The organism is Actinophytocola oryzae (assembly GCF_004364325.1).
Lineage (GTDB): Bacteria > Actinomycetota > Actinomycetes > Mycobacteriales > Pseudonocardiaceae > Actinophytocola > Actinophytocola oryzae.
The window spans coordinates 254,931-268,891 of record NZ_SOCP01000008.1 but is presented as its reverse complement, the minus strand read 5'-3'; the positions used below and the strand labels follow the sequence as shown (position 1 = coordinate 268,891).

Here is a 13,961-nt window from a genome sequence, read left to right as displayed (position 1 = left end):
AGTCTCATACCGATGAGTCTTTTTAACCAGACTGATGGGTCTGGTTTGAGCCGGAGGGAAGGCGCGTGAGAAGGACAGAGGACGATCGACTGGACTCCGCACTGCGGCTGCTGGTGGGCGTGATCCTGCTCGGCGGTGGGCTGGGCATCCTCAACAGCACGATGGTGGCCGTGGGGATCGACCGGCTGGCCGGGGAGTTCGGTGCCCCGCTCGGCACCATCGGCTGGGTGTCGACGGGATTCCTGCTCGCGGTCACCGTCACCATCCCGGTCACCGGCTGGGCGGTGGACCGCTTCGGCGGCAGGCGCATGTGGCTCGTGGGACTCGGCCTGTTCCTGCTCGGCTCACTCGGCTGCGGGCTGGCGTGGGACGTCGGCAGCCTGATCGTGTGGCGGGTGCTGCAGGGTGTCGGCGCGGGGGTCCTCGACCCGCTCGTACTGATCCTGCTGGCCCGTGCTGCGGGACCACGCCGGGCAGGCCGGGTGATGGGCCTGATGGCCGCGGTCCTGTCGCTCGGCCCGGTGCTGGGGCCGGTCGTCGGGGGTGTGGTGTTGCAGGGTCTGGGGTGGCGGTGGATGTTCCTGCTCAGCGTGCCGGTCGGCGCGGTCGCGCTCGTGCTGGCGCGCAGGGTGATGTCCGAGGACCCACCTGGCGCCCTCGCGGCAAGGACGCGGCTCGACGTCATCGGCGTCGCCCTGCTCGGTCCGGGTTTCGCGGGGCTGCTGCTGACGCTGTCGCAGGCGGCCGACCGCTCGGCGCTCGTCAGCCCGCTGGTGCTCGTGCCGCTGGTCGCCGGTGTCGCGTTGCTGACCGGCTACGCCGTCCACGCCCTGCGTCGTGGACAGCCGCTCGTCGATCTCAGGCTGTTCGCCCGCGGTGGGTTCGCCGCGAGCGTGACCGTCATGGCGCTCACCGGCGTCGCGATGTACGCGAGCCTGGTCGTGCTCCCGCTGTACCTCCAGCAAGCGCGCGGTCAGGACGCGCTCGCGGCCGGGCTGCTCGTCGCGCCGCTCGGTGTCGGTGCGGCGGTCGCCGCGCCGCTGGCAGGACGCCTGAGCGACCGGGTCGGGTCGCGCAACCTGGCGCTGGCCGGCGCGTTCCTGGCCGCGTTGGCCGCGTTCGCGGTCACCCGGATCGGCATGCGGACCGACGAGGTGTGGGTGGTGGTCACCGAACTGGCCGTCGGTGTCGGGCTCGGCTTCGTCGGGCCGCCCGCGATGGGGTCGCTGTACCGGTTTCTGCCAGGACCGCTGGTGCCGCAGGGCAGTTCCGTGCTCTACATGCTCAACCAGCTGGGCGGGTCGGTCGGCGTCGCCGTCGTCGCGCTCGTTCTCGAGACCTCGGGCAACCCGGTCGCGGGCCTGCACGGCGTGTACTGGTTCGTGACCGGCGCGGTCCTCGTCGTGCTCGCCGCGAGCACACTCCTGCCGGGACGGCCCAGCCTCACCCAGCGGTCACCGGGACACGCAGGGCGGTGAACGTCGGGCGCAGCCGGATCCGGAACCCCATCGACTCGTAGAGCCGGATCGCGTTGGTGTTCGAGGCGGCCGCGTGCATGAACGGCTGTTCGCCCCTGGCACGGATGCCGTCGACGAGCCCTCGGACGAGGGTCGAGGCCGCTCCCCTGCCCCGGAAGGACGGGTCCGTGCACACGGCGCTGATCTCGGTCCACCCGGGAAGGCGCAGCCGCTCACCGGCCATCGCGACGAGTGCGCCCTCGCTGCGGATGCCGAGGTACGTGCCCAGCTCGATGGTCCTGGGGAGGAACGGGCCGGGACGGGTGCTGGCGACCAGCGCCAGCATCTCCGGCACGTCGGCCGGGGTGAGCCGGACGGCTTCCGGCGCAGGCGCCCCGACCACCCCGTCGTCGACCAGCTGGACGCCGGGAAGCGTCTCCACGACGTCCCACTCCGTCGGCACGGCCGCTCCGCCGGCCACGACCGCCACGGCGCCGGGCCCGGCCAGCTCGCGCAGGTCCGCCCACCCCTGCTCGCCGGGCTCGTCGGGGACGGCGAAGAAGGGCGCGACATCGGCCTGGTAACGCACCGCCCGGCCCACGCGCTCCGCGAAACGCGCGTGCGGTCCGGTCAGTGCCGTCCACACCGGGTTGTCCAGCCCGGACGTCAACGTGTGTTCGAGGGTCAAGCGGTGCTCCGTCAGGACTCGCGTCGGGGGGCCGGGGTCTCGCGCTCGTGGGGCTCGAGCTCGCCGGCCGTCACGGCGAACGGCAGGTGGTTGCCAGCGGGCGGCAGCGGGCAGGTCGCGAAGTCGGTGAACGCGCACGGCAGGTTCGTCGCGCGGTTGAAGTCGAGCAGGACCGTGCCGTCGGTCGGGTCGTCCACGGACACCGACCGGTTGGCCGCGTGCGTGGTGACCCCGCTGGTGGCGTCGGTGAACAGGATGGTGAACCCCTTGCCGCCGCGCCCGTTGAACGCGGTGAGCGTGTGCTCCTCACCGGCGTGCTCGAACCGCACGATGCCCGGCGCGGTGTAGACGTGACTCAGGCCCTCGACGACCGCGCCGACGGTGACCGGACGCGGCGCGTCGAACGGCTCGTACCGGCCGCCGACCACCCACGCCGGATCGGGATCGTAGGTCGGCACGCCCGCGAAGGCGGCCAGCGCGGGCGCGTTCGGGTCGTGCACGCGGACCAGGTAGCCGGACCGGCGGGCGACCTCGACCTCCACGTCACCGGTCGCCACCCGCACCCCGGGACCGCTGTTCACCAGCTCGAACCGATGCCCGGCCGCCACCGGGGCGCCGTCCACCGACATCGCGGCGCCGTCCGGGTCGAGGTAGGCGGCGTCCTGGTCCTGCCACCACAGGCCCGGCACCCCGGGGTAGGAGGTCGGGACCTCGGACAGCCAGTCCAGCGACACCAGCGCCAGCCACCCGTGCGGGTGAGCCAGCTCCCGCTCCCTGGCGACCTTCCACTGCTGCCACTGGTGAACGAACCGCACGGAGTGCGTCGTGTTCGTACTCATCGTCCCTCCACTCGGGATTCGCCGGGGGCGTGCCGACTCGCGCGGTCCGGCCGACGTGTCTGCCGGCAGGGCGAAGCAGGTGCCGATGCACGGTGGGGACGCCCCCGCTCACCAGCATGCGATCGGAACCGCGGCCTGTCCACGCCGAGCGCGACGTTCCCACATCACGGACAGCGCCTCGAAACGGCATACCAGACGAAGTGCCCCTCACCGGACGACGAGCTGTGCCCGAGCGTCGCGGGGATCGCGGCGCTCGGGCACGAAGAACGTTCTCCCGTCGGGGTCGGCTCAGAAGTAGGGCGTCCAGCCGTTGCCGACGGCCGTGCTGCCACCGAAGTTGTCGGCGCCCCGGCCGTTCCAGACGTACAGGGTGCCGGTGCCCTCCTTCACGGAGGCGATGTCGTCGTGGCCGTCACCGTTCACGTCACCCAGCGACATCAGTGCGCTGTCGTAGTCGCCCCAGCCGGGGCCGACCGCGACACCGGCCGCGAAGTTGTTGCTGCCGCGCCCGTTCCAGATGGTGAGCGTGCTGCCGCCCTCGACCGCCGCGAGGTCGGAGATGCCGTCACCGTCGAAGTCGCCGGAGACCGGCCTGCTGTACGCGCCCCAGCCGTTGCCGACGGCGACCGCCGCGGCGAACTTGTTGTTGCCCCGGCCGTTCCAGACGTAGAGGGTGCCGGTGCCCTCCTTGACCGAACCGATGTCGGCGTGGCCGTCGCCGTTCACGTCACCCAGCGCGAACAGCGTGCTGTCGTAGTCGCCCCAGCCCGGGCCCACGGCGACGGCGGCACTGAACCTGTTGCCACCACGACCGTTCCAGATGGTGAGCGTACTCCCGCCCTCGACCGCCGCGAGGTCGGAGATGCCGTCGTCGTCGAAGTCGCCCGCGACCGGGCGGCTGAACGCGCTCCAGCCTGGACCGACAGCATCGGCCGCGGCGAAGTTGTTGGCACCCCGACCGTTCCAGACGGTCAGCGTCCCGGTGGCCGACGAGAAGATGTCACCGACGCCGTCCGCGTCGAAGTCCGCGCCGTCCGTGGCCCGCGCCTGCCAGAGTGCGTCGACGATCTTCTGCGCGTCGCCCGCCTCGACCTGGTAGCGGTCGGGGAAGGCGGAGACCTGGACCGCCTGGCACACCTCGCCGATCGGCGCCGTCTTCCAACTGTTGTTGGGGTACTTGCTGATCATCTTGTCGAGGAAGGCGTTGGTGGCCCACGTGGGGTTGAGCCGGTTGGTAGCACTGCCCCACGACGCACGCTGCTGGAACAGGCCCAGGCTGTCGTGGTCGACCTCCTCGCTGACGTTCTGGATGCTCGTCTCCACGATCGTGGTGGCGATCGCGATGTCCGCCGCTCTCGGGTCGAGGCCGCGGTCGCGGACGGCGTCGACGACCATGCGGGCGCACGAGACGCGGTACGCCGTCATGGCTCCCTCCAGCTTGGCCGTCAGGGTGCCGTTCAGCTGCGTGGCCAGGGAGGCGTCCCTGCTGGTGGTGCCGGAGGGGTCACACGCGGCGGTGGTGTAGGCGACCGTGAGGTCCCCGGCCGGTGACGCATCCGGCCTGCTCTCCGCGTGCGCCGTGGTCGACAGCGCGGTGATCGCGAGGACGGTCAGTGCCGCCGCCGTCGCGCGACGGGTGAATGCTCGTGACATTGTTCGAACTCCGTGGTGGTGGAGGGGGGATCCGACCGGGGCGTGGTGGCGCCCCGGGCGAGAGGACTCAGAAGTAGGGGGTCCAGCCTGCGCCGAGGGCGACGGAACCGTTGAACTTGTTGTCACCCCGGCCGTTCCAGACGTAGAGAGTGCCGGTGCCTTCCTTCACGGAGGCGATGTCGTCGTGGCCGTCACCGTTCACGTCACCCAGCGACATCAGCGTGCTGTCGTAGTCGCCCCAGCCGGGGCCGACCGCGACACCGGCCGCGAAGTTGTTGCTGCCGCGCCCGTTCCAGATGGTGAGCGTGCTGCCGCCCTCGACCGCCGCGAGGTCGGAGATGCCGTCACCGTCGAAGTCGCCGGAGACGGGGCGGCTGTACGCGCCCCAGCCGTTGCCGACGGCGACCGCCGCGGCGAACTTGTTGTCACCACGGCCGTTCCAGACGTACAGGGTGCCGGTGCCCTCCTTCACGGAACCGAGGTCGGCGTGGCCGTCGTTGTTGATGTCGCCGAGGGAGAAGAGGCCTTCGTCGTAGTCGCCCCAGCCCGGCCCGACCGCGACCGACGCGCTGAACCTGTTACCACCACGGCCGTTCCAGATGGTGAGGGTGCTGCCGCCCTCGACCGCCGCGAGGTCGGAGATGCCGTCGTCGTCGAAGTCGCCCGCGACCGGGCGGCTGAACGCGCTCCAGCCTGGACCGACGGCGTCGGCCGCCGTGAAGTTGTTGGCACCCCGACCGTTCCAGATGGTCAGCGTCCCGGTGGCCGACGAGAAGATGTCGCCGTCGCCGTCGGTGTCGAAGTCCGCGCCCGCCGAGCCGGAGCCCTTCTCGGCGATCTTGTTGTAGCGGATCGGCCGGTAGATGTTCATCTCCGACCACGAGTCGATGTTGTGGTTGGTCTTCTGGCCGAAGGTGTTCTCGGAGTAGACCCAGGAGCCCTTGGTGTGGTCGCCCGCGTCGACCCACTTCTCGAACAGCTCGATGTGCCCGTCCTTGACCATGGCGTCACCGGGCAGCAGGTCGTGCAGGCTGCCGAGGAAGGTCTTCTGTGAGTAGGCCAGGAAGTCGTCGGTGTTGAGGTCCCACCCGTCGGGCTTCTTCGGCAGATGCCAGGCCATCGCGACCAGACCCGAGCAGTCCGGCCGGTACTTGTGGCTGTCGCCATCCGAGATGGCGTCTGACTGGTCCTGGCTGTACCAGGTGTCTCCCCGGTCATACCAGTACTTCGCGCGGGCGATCACCTCGGCGCGGGTGATCGACCCGCCGACCGAGGACTCCGCACTGGCTTCCGGTTGCGTCGCGACCGTTGCCTGGAGTGTGAGCAGGCCGGCGACAAGCATTACGACGATCGCGAACGCGGAGAGCAGTTGGCGCTCCGGCAGCCGCGGGAGTCGTGGACCGGTTCTCTTCATGACGACCTTCCCTGGACCCGATGTGCTTTGACAGCACGAAGACTCCGGGAGGCGGCTGTAGGAACGGTTCAACGAGGACTACAGCGCGACGGTGTGGTCGGCTACCCTTCACGGTGCCGCTTACCTCACTGTGAGGGGGACAGGTGAAGTTTCGCCTTCTCGGGCCGGTGGAAGTGGACAGCCCTTCCGGGCCCGTCGCCCTCCCCGGGGTCAAGCCGCGTGCGCTGCTCGCCGCGCTGCTGCTCGAGCACGGCCGGACGGTGCACGCCGACCGGCTGATGTCCGTGGTGTGGGGCGAGAACCCGCCCAACACCGCGCGAGCCGTGCTACAGACCTATGTCGCGACGCTGCGCCGGATGCTCGTCGACGCGGGCCTGCCGCCGATCATCACCTCCGACCGGCAGGGCTACCGCGCCGAGATCCCCGAGGACACTCTGGACGTGCGGGTCTTCGAGCGGCACGTGGCGCGGGGACGGCAGTCCGCGCAGGACGGAAACCACGCCGAGGCAAGGGAAATTTTGCGAACAGGGCTCGCGTTGTGGCGCGGGCCCGCACTCGGCGGTATCGGTGAGGCGTTCCTCCGCGCCGAGGCCGCCCGGCTGGACGAGCTGCGGCTGACCGTGACCGAGGAACGCGTCGACGCGGACCTGGCGGCAGGACAGGGACCGCAGCTGCTCGCGGAGCTGACCGAACTGGTCACCCTGCACCCCACGCGGGAACGGCTGCGTGGCGCCCTCATGGTCGCGCTGTACCGGGCGGGCCGCCAGACCGACGCGCTGGAGGTCTACGAACAGGGAAGGCAAGCGCTTGCCGACGAGCTGGGCATCGACCCGGGCCCGGAACTGCGCCAGGTGCACGAGTCGATCCTGCGCTGTGACACGGCACTTCTACCCGCCGTCGCCTCGCGCACGCCGAGACAGCTACCGTCGCCGCCACCCGACTTCACCGGCCGGGAGCCGGAGATCGACGAGCTGCGCACGGCCCTGGTACGACAGACGACGATGCCGGTCGGCGTCGTCTCCGGCGCGGGCGGCGTCGGCAAGTCCACGCTGGCGCACCGGGTGGCGCACGAGATCGCCGGACACTTCCCCGACGGTCAGTACCACCTGGAGCTGCACGGTTCCACGGCGAGCCCGGTGACCGCGGAGGAGGTGCTCGGCCGCGTCCTGCGTGACTTCGACCCGACGACGACCGTGCCCGGCTCCCTCGACGAGCGCGTCGCGAGGTACCGGACGCTGCTCGCGGGCACCCGCACGCTCGTCGTGCTCGACGACGCGGCCAACGAGGCGCAGGTGCGACCGCTGCTGCCGGGAACTCCTGGCTGCGCGGTGCTCATCACCTCACGCAACCGGCTGTCCGCGCTGGCCGCCGCGACGTTCGTCGAGCTGGGGGTGCTGCCCGCCGACGTCGCCGTCGACCTGTTCACCCGCATCGTCGGGGCCGACCGGTCGGCGACCGAGCCTGCGGCGGCCGCCGAGATCACCCGGTTGTGCGGGCGGCTGCCGCTCGCCATCCGCATCGCGGGTGCCCGGCTCGTCTCCCGCAGGCAGTGGTCGCTGTCCCGCCTGGCGAGCAGGCTGGCACGCGAGCAGCACCGGCTCGACGAGCTGGCGGTCGGCGACCAGCAGGTCCGGGCCAGCATCGAGCTCAGCTACGCGTTGCTGCCGGAGCCCGCGCGGACCGCGTTGCGCAGGCTGGGGCTGCTCGGCCTGCCGCACTTCCCGGCGTGGGTCGCCGCCTCGGCGCTGGAGATCGATGTCGACGACGCCGAACGTGTGCTCGAGGACCTGGTCGACGTGTCGCTCCTCGAGATCGACGGCGTGGACTCCCTCGGTCTCATGCGCTACCAGCTGCACGACCTCGTTCGGCTCTTCGCGCTGGAACGTGCCGTCGAGGAAGAGCTGCCCAAGGAACGGGCCGCCACCGTCGAACGCGTGCTCGGCGGGTGGATCTGGCTGGTCGAGCGGATCAACGAGTCCGTGCCGCTGGTCCAACCGTCGATCCAGCCGACCTTCCGGCTCGGCCGTTCCGTCGACCACGAGATCGCGGGACGCGTCGTGGCGTCGCCCTACGAATGGTTCCGCGCCGAGGAGGAGGCGCTGACCACCGCCGTCGAGCTGGCCGCGACCCTGGACCTGGACGCCATCGCGGTCGAACTGGCCACCGCGCTGTCCGGCACCGCGTTCGGCGGTCACCACCGGGTCCTCGACGACCCGTTCGGGTCATGGCAGCGCACCCACGACGCGGCGCTGTCCGCCGCCCGCCGCAACGACAACGCCCTCGGCGAGGCCGCCCTGCTCGCCGGGCTGGGCCAGCTGTACTACGAACGTGACGACTTCCCGAAGTCGCGTGCCTACCTCAGCCAGGCGCAGTCGGTGTTCCGCGGTGCCGGTGACCTCCGGGGCGAGGCCACCACGCTCGCCGCGCTCGGCGCCGCCTGCCGTGAGCAGGGCTATCTGCCGGAGGCACTGCACTTCCTGGACCGGGCCGGCCGGATGTGGGCGGCCCTCGCGGAGTCCGGGGGAATGGGCCACGTCCAGCGCCTGACCGGCACGGTGCGACTGGAGATGGGCGACTACCCGGGCACGTACACCGCGCTCACCGAGGCACGCTCGCTGTTCGTCGCGGCGGGCTCCCGGCGCGGTGAGGGGCTGACGACGCGCAGCCTGTCGCTGTACCACCGGGCCAGGGGCGAGTGGGCGCAGGCCGAGGAACTCGCCCGTGCGGCACTCTCGATCTTCGAGCAGACTGAGGACCGGATCCTGGTCGCCTACTCGGAACGCGCGCTGGCCAAGGCGCTGCTGCGGCTCGGGGACTCGGTGACCGCGCTGCGGCTCGCGGAGCACGCCCTGGAGGTCTGCCGCACGCTCGCCGACGCGTTCGGCCACGCGTGCACCCTGCGCGTCGTCGGCGAGATCCACCTCGCCGACGGACGGCTCTACCAGGCGAAGGACTGCCTGGAGGACTCGCTGCGCCGGTGGACCGACCTGCACACCGAGCTGTTCAGGGCACGGACCATGCACACCCTCGCGTCGGTGCACGACGCGCTCGGGGACGCGCCGACCGCGCGGCGGATGTCGATGTCGGCCATGGAGACGTTCCGCACCTACGGCGCCCGCGAGTACACCGAGCTGTCCAGCGCTTCCTGACCGTCGCTGTAACCACGTCTACAGCGCTCCTGAAGGTCGGTCGTGGAAGGTGGGCGCGGACTGCCCCGAAAATCGAAGGACGAGACCCATGCCGCCGTTCGTGTTGCTGTCCGACCCCCGCGTCGTCGACCTGCCCGTCCAGGAGTGTGGCGAGCCTCTGGTGGACCTGCGGGACACGGGCGTGATCCGGATCGACACCAGGCTCGCCGACGAGCTGGGCGCCTACGCACACGTGCGGCTGTCGGTCGCCGACCGGCTCGTCGCCGCGCAGAGCCAGCTCCCCCGCGGTCTGCGCCTGCTGGTCGTCGAGGGGTTCCGGCCGCAGGACGTGCAGAAGCGGTACTTCGTGAGCAGCATGTCGCGGGTCGCGCTGGCCAACCCGGACTGGTCCGCCGAGCGGGTGCGCACCGAGTCCGCCACCTACGTGTCACCGCCCGAGGTGGCACCGCACGTCGCGGGCGGCGCCGTCGACCTCACGCTGTGCACGGTCGACGGCGACGAGCTGCCCATGGGTACCGAGGTGAACGAGACCCCGCCCGAGTACGACACCGCGTGCTTCACGGCGTCCCCGCTGATCGACGCGGAGGCCCGCGCCAACCGGACCACGCTGATCGAGGCGATGACCGCCAGCGGCTTCGTGAACTACCCGAGCGAGTGGTGGCACTGGTCCTACGGGGACCGGTACTGGGCGTTCAACACCGGGCCGCAGCACGCCCGCTACGGCCCGGCCACACTTGACCTGGCGCACCTCTGACTCCCGCGTGCCCGACGTAAGGAAGGCGTCCATCAGTACGCCCAGCGTTACGAAGGACGCCTTCAGTACGCCCAGCGTTACGAAGGCGTCCTTCAGTACGCCCAGCGTTACGAAGGCGTCCTTCAGTGCGGCGGCGTGTCCCTACGGGGAGGCCGTCCAGAAGTTGAGGTTGAGGTTTCCGTTGGGGAACTCGACGCGCACGGTGTGGTAGGAGCCGGTCGGCAGGGTGAACGAGCCCGCGTCGACCGTCTGGTAGGTCTGCCAGTTGCCGGTGTTGGGCACGGTCACGGTCGGTCCGGCCCTGCCGTCCACGAGGAAGCGCAGCGTGGCGCCCGTGTTCGGCGTGGCCACCCTGGCCCGCAGCCGGACGGTGCCCTGTATCGGCAGCTCCTTCCACTCCAGCCACTCCCCCGCGGCGGTGGCGCCGACGTCCCAGCCGCCGCCGGAGTCCGGGGTGCGCTCGACGTCCAGGCTGCCGTCGCGGTAGGTGCCGAGGGTGTTGGTCGAGGTGGTGTCGAAGACGCTGTCCGCCGACTCGGCCTCGATCCGCAGGGTCGACGGGAACGGCGTGCGCGAGTACCGGCGGGTGATGTTGAGCATCTGGTTGGGATAGTCGGTGAGCCGCTGGTCGTAGCCGCCTTCGGCGGTGCGCATGACCGCCGCGTTCTCCTGCCAGTCGGTGAAGCCCTCGATCAGGGTGACCTTCGCGCCGGAGCCGGCGGTCGCGGCGAGGTTGGCGGCGTAGGTCTGCCCGTGCCTGGGGTCGATCACCATGTTCGTGCTGCCCGACACGAACCGGAAGCCGGGCACCGCGACGCCGTACTTGTTGTTCTTGAAGGTGTTCTGGGTGTAGCCGGGGCCCGGCACGCCGAACCAGTTGTCGACGCCGTCGACGTTGTCGACCGTGGTCGGGTCCTCCTGGGGCCAGTTCTGGTCGACGACGATGTAGGGGTTGAAGCCGAACTCCGACTGGGCGTGTGACCGCACGTACTGGAGCAGCCGGGAGGCGTTCCCGTTGCCCTGGTTGGAGAACGCGAAGTCGCCGATGGACCACTCGTACACCAGTGGCCGACCGTCCAGCTTGAACCGCACGCTGTCGGGGACCTGGCGGTAGAACTCACGCAGGTTGTAGTCCCAGTAGTACTGGTAGCCGCCCTCGCCCGCACCGGTCGCGTCACCGAGGTCGAACTTCGGTTCATAGCCGCCGGTGTGGTGCTTGACCTGGTTCTTCTTGTCGGTCAACGAGGCGGGGGTGTCGTCGAACGCGGCGATCTTCAGCTGCCCGGCGACGCCCCGGCGGTTGATCGCGGCCACGAGCCCGCCGAGGATGCGCGGGTCGCCGCTGCCGGAGGGCGCCGCGCTGCCCGGCACATATCCCCTGGTGTTCACGGCCACGAAGTCGACGCCCGCCGTGACCAGCTGCTCGACGTAGTTGTCCCAGAAGACCGTCAGGTCACCGGTCGGTCTGAACATCGGGACGTTGTAGATCCTGTTGCCCTGGTTATCGTACGGCGCGCCCCGCAGGGTCCCGCTGTCGAAGCCGAACGTGACCCCCACGTACCCGCTGGTCGCCGCGGGCACGGAGGCCGGCGACACGACCATCAGGGGGACCGTCAGCGAAATGGCACCGACCGCGGACACGATCCGGCGCATGGACGACCTCATCGTCATCGATCTGCTCTCCCCGACTCGACCACGTTGACGCTCGGAGCAAGAAGGTTGAACACCGCAGACGTCCGATGACTTCATCGCGCCAGCAGGTACTTATGTTGTAGCAGATTGGCGAACACGAGCAAAGACCCGATGTTTGGTCGGAGTTCAGTGACGGTTGAGCGGCGAGGCCGCCGCATCAAACTCGCTGCGGACCTTCGGCGGCACGGCGGCGGCGAACGGGACCCGGGCGGCGGCGCTCGCCGAGGCCGGCCTGACGTGGGAGCTCCTCGACACGCACTACAAGGTCCACGCGCAGTACGGCTATCTCCAGCCCATGTCGGAGGACGCGAAGTTCCTCGACTTCGCGGGAAGGGTGCTGGCGCCCGGGATCTGCGCGGAACTGCTCGAGTTGACACACCACCTCGAGGACGTAACCGACATCTCGTCAGTGGCCGGACTGCTGGTGGCTCCCGAGGCGGACCACGGCTCCGGACAGCCCTCGGCACCGTGTCCGTCCCGACCAGCGGCTTCTCGGGATGCGACGGCCACAACCCGATGATAGGAATGCTCACATGAAGGCCGAGAAATGGGTGGTTCGCGAGCATGTCCCGGGCATTCCCGACATCGGCAGGATCTACGAAAAGGTCACCGAAGATCTCGACGTCCATCTGGCCGACGACGAGATGCTGCTGAAAACCCTCTACATCTCCGTCGATCCCTATCTGCAGGGCATCTGCATGGACACGCCGATCGGCGACCACATGGGTGCCGACTCGATCATGGAGGTGCTCGAGGCCGGGCCGCGTGCCCCGCACCGGCCCGGTGACCTGGTCCAGGGCTTCGGCGGCTGGCGGACCCATCTCGTCAGCACCGGCGAGCCCGCGCTCTGGCAGACCGGGACGTTCCCGATGATCTTCCCCGCCTACCGCAGGCTGGATCCCCGGCACTACGACGACGCCCTGCCGCTGTCCACCGCGCTGGGTGTCATGGGCGGGCCGGGGATGACCGCGTGGGGCACGCTCGCCAAGTTCATGACCGTCAGGCCCGGCGACACCGTCGTGGTCAGTGGTGCGTCCGGTGCGGTCGGCTCGCTCGTCGGACAGCTCGCCAGACGGGCGGGCGCCAGGGTCGTCGGCACCACCGGCTCACCGGAGAAGAAGGCCCATCTGACCGGTCTCGGTTTCGACTCCGTCATCGACTACCGGCACGGTGACGACGGCGTACTCGAGGCGCTGCGGGCGGCGGCACCCGACGGTGTGGACAAGTACTTCGACACCCTGGGCGGTGCTGTCACCGATGCCGTGTTCAGCATGCTCAACATCGACAGCCAGGTGGCCGTCTGCTGGCAGTGGGCCACCCAGGTCGGCAAGGAGTACGTCGGCCCACGGCTGCTCCCCTACATCATGTTTCCCCGCACCACCATTCGCGGGATCTTCTCCATCGAATGGTTCACCGACGAGAACTGGCGGACGCTTCACGGTGAGGTGGGCGATCTCGTCCGCAACGGCGAGATCGCGCACCACGAGACCATTCGCCACGGCTTCGACGAAATTCCCCGCGCGTACCAGTCGCTTTACCTCGACCGCGACGCCAACCGCGGCAAAGTCCTCGTGAAGCTCTGACGGTTTCGACTCAGACGCGGACAACGCGTAGGCAGAGGCGGCGGAGGACGGCACGCAGTTCGTCGTCGGGCAGGTGGCTCAGGCTGCGGGTGGCCGGGCCGAGGTCGCCGAGCATGGCGTGGGCGGCGCGCTGGTCGGGCGTGGGGGTGTCGCCGAACAGGAGGTGCAGCCCGCGGCCGGACAGCTCGTCGAGTCGCCTGCTGATGCCCTCGTGCCTGCGGATGATGGGGTCCGCGCGGTTCATCGGCGCGATGGTCCGGTGGGCGACGACGACCTGGTCGACGAACCCGTCGACCAGGAACTCCACGCGTTCCTGCCTGCCCTTGATCTTTTCGGCCTCGTCGAGCATGGTGGTGAGCGCGACGACGCTGCCCTCCAGCAACGCCTCCAGGATCTCGACCTTGGTGCGGAAGTAGTAGTAGACGTTGGCCTTCGTCACGCCCATGGTGTCGGCGATGAGTTGCAGTGATGTCGCGTCGAACCCGTGCTCGATGAACAGCCGCCGCGCCGTCTCGAGCACGGTCTTCCTCGTCTTCTCGGCCTGCTCGGCCCGGGTCGGCGACATGGCGCGATGCTAACCGAGGACGACGGGCAGGTCGGCCGGCCCGTTGATCGCCGGTGAGACCGACCGGCGCCGGCCCGGTTGGCGGCGGCCAACGCGACGAGAACGGGTTCCCTCGGCGAACGGTCACGCCGCGACGAGTGTGTCCTCTTGTGGTGTATCGCATGTAG

Annotated in this window: 11 protein-coding genes; 5 read left to right on the top strand and 6 right to left on the bottom strand. The window is 70.0% G+C overall.

Going from position 1 to position 13,961, the window contains the following annotated elements:
- Positions 1–65 precede the first annotated feature (65 nt).
- The gene (locus CLV71_RS22855; protein WP_133904879.1) at positions 66–1,478 is read left to right on the top strand and encodes a DHA2 family efflux MFS transporter permease subunit; all 1,413 of its coding nucleotides are present in this window, start codon (positions 66–68) and stop codon (positions 1,476–1,478) included.
- Here the strand turns inward: CLV71_RS22855 and CLV71_RS22850 are convergent.
- The 4 genes from CLV71_RS22850 to CLV71_RS22835 form a co-directional block, all read right to left on the bottom strand.
- Positions 1,444–2,127 carry a GNAT family N-acetyltransferase gene (locus tag CLV71_RS22850; RefSeq protein WP_133905041.1) on the bottom strand — a complete coding sequence of 228 codons (684 nt, stop codon included), beginning with the start codon at positions 2,125–2,127 and terminating at the stop codon, positions 1,444–1,446. The two genes, CLV71_RS22855 and CLV71_RS22850, sit on opposite strands and share 35 nt — an antisense overlap.
- 29 nt (positions 2,128–2,156) lie before the next feature.
- The gene (locus CLV71_RS22845) at positions 2,157–2,984 is read right to left on the bottom strand and encodes a DUF1684 domain-containing protein (RefSeq protein WP_133904878.1); all 828 of its coding nucleotides are present in this window, start codon (positions 2,982–2,984) and stop codon (positions 2,157–2,159) included.
- A gap of 288 nt (positions 2,985–3,272) precedes the next feature.
- Positions 3,273–4,637 (bottom strand): FG-GAP repeat domain-containing protein, encoded by a 1,365-nt coding sequence (locus CLV71_RS47865; RefSeq protein ID WP_166664216.1) that lies wholly within the window; start codon positions 4,635–4,637, stop codon positions 3,273–3,275.
- Positions 4,638–4,704: 67 nt separating this feature from the next.
- The gene (locus CLV71_RS22835; RefSeq protein WP_133904877.1) at positions 4,705–6,051 is read right to left on the bottom strand and encodes an FG-GAP repeat domain-containing protein; all 1,347 of its coding nucleotides are present in this window, start codon (positions 6,049–6,051) and stop codon (positions 4,705–4,707) included.
- A gap of 143 nt (positions 6,052–6,194) precedes the next feature.
- Here CLV71_RS22835 and CLV71_RS22830 point away from each other — a divergent pair, with 143 nt between their 5' ends.
- Positions 6,195–9,200, top strand: coding sequence for an AfsR/SARP family transcriptional regulator (locus CLV71_RS22830; RefSeq protein ID WP_133904876.1), 3,006 nt, complete (start codon positions 6,195–6,197; stop codon positions 9,198–9,200).
- A gap of 88 nt (positions 9,201–9,288) precedes the next feature.
- Positions 9,289–9,954, top strand: coding sequence for a M15 family metallopeptidase (locus tag CLV71_RS22825; RefSeq protein ID WP_133904875.1), 666 nt, complete (start codon positions 9,289–9,291; stop codon positions 9,952–9,954).
- Between the two features lie 141 nt (positions 9,955–10,095).
- On the opposite strand, the gene CLV71_RS22820 is transcribed toward CLV71_RS22825, so the two are convergent.
- Positions 10,096–11,625, bottom strand: a complete 1,530-nt coding sequence (locus CLV71_RS22820; RefSeq protein ID WP_166664215.1) for a DUF5010 domain-containing protein — start codon at positions 11,623–11,625, stop codon at positions 10,096–10,098.
- Positions 11,626–11,782: 157 nt separating this feature from the next.
- Here CLV71_RS22820 and CLV71_RS22815 point away from each other — a divergent pair, with 157 nt between their 5' ends.
- Complete coding sequence (locus tag CLV71_RS22815; RefSeq protein WP_133904873.1) at positions 11,783–12,166, top strand: hypothetical protein; 384 nt, start codon at positions 11,783–11,785, stop codon at positions 12,164–12,166.
- Between the two features lie 13 nt (positions 12,167–12,179).
- On the top strand, positions 12,180–13,229 hold the full coding sequence (locus tag CLV71_RS22810) for an MDR family NADP-dependent oxidoreductase (protein WP_133904872.1): 1,050 nt from the start codon (positions 12,180–12,182) through the stop codon (positions 13,227–13,229).
- A gap of 10 nt (positions 13,230–13,239) precedes the next feature.
- Here CLV71_RS22810 and CLV71_RS22805 read toward each other — a convergent pair whose 3' ends face one another.
- Positions 13,240–13,794: a TetR/AcrR family transcriptional regulator gene (locus CLV71_RS22805; RefSeq protein ID WP_133904871.1), complete on the bottom strand. Its 555-nt coding sequence runs from the start codon at positions 13,792–13,794 to the stop codon at positions 13,240–13,242.
- Between the last annotated feature and the right edge of the window lie 167 nt (positions 13,795–13,961).

Bases quoted from the DNA above. Each gene is read 5' to 3' on its own strand.
- CLV71_RS47865 (WP_166664216.1), bottom strand. From the start codon at position 4,637: ATGTCACGAGCATTCACCCGTCGCGCGACGGCGGCGGCACTGACCGTC.
- CLV71_RS22820 (WP_166664215.1), bottom strand. From the start codon at position 11,625: ATGACGATGAGGTCGTCCATGCGCCGGATCGTGTCCGCGGTCGGTGCC.
- CLV71_RS22805 (WP_133904871.1), bottom strand. From the start codon at position 13,794: ATGTCGCCGACCCGGGCCGAGCAGGCCGAGAAGACGAGGAAGACCGTG.
- CLV71_RS22825 (WP_133904875.1), top strand. From the start codon at position 9,289: ATGCCGCCGTTCGTGTTGCTGTCCGACCCCCGCGTCGTCGACCTGCCC.
- CLV71_RS22835 (WP_133904877.1), bottom strand. From the start codon at position 6,051: ATGAAGAGAACCGGTCCACGACTCCCGCGGCTGCCGGAGCGCCAACTG.
- CLV71_RS22810 (WP_133904872.1), top strand. From the start codon at position 12,180: ATGAAGGCCGAGAAATGGGTGGTTCGCGAGCATGTCCCGGGCATTCCC.
- CLV71_RS22845 (WP_133904878.1), bottom strand. From the start codon at position 2,984: ATGAGTACGAACACGACGCACTCCGTGCGGTTCGTTCACCAGTGGCAG.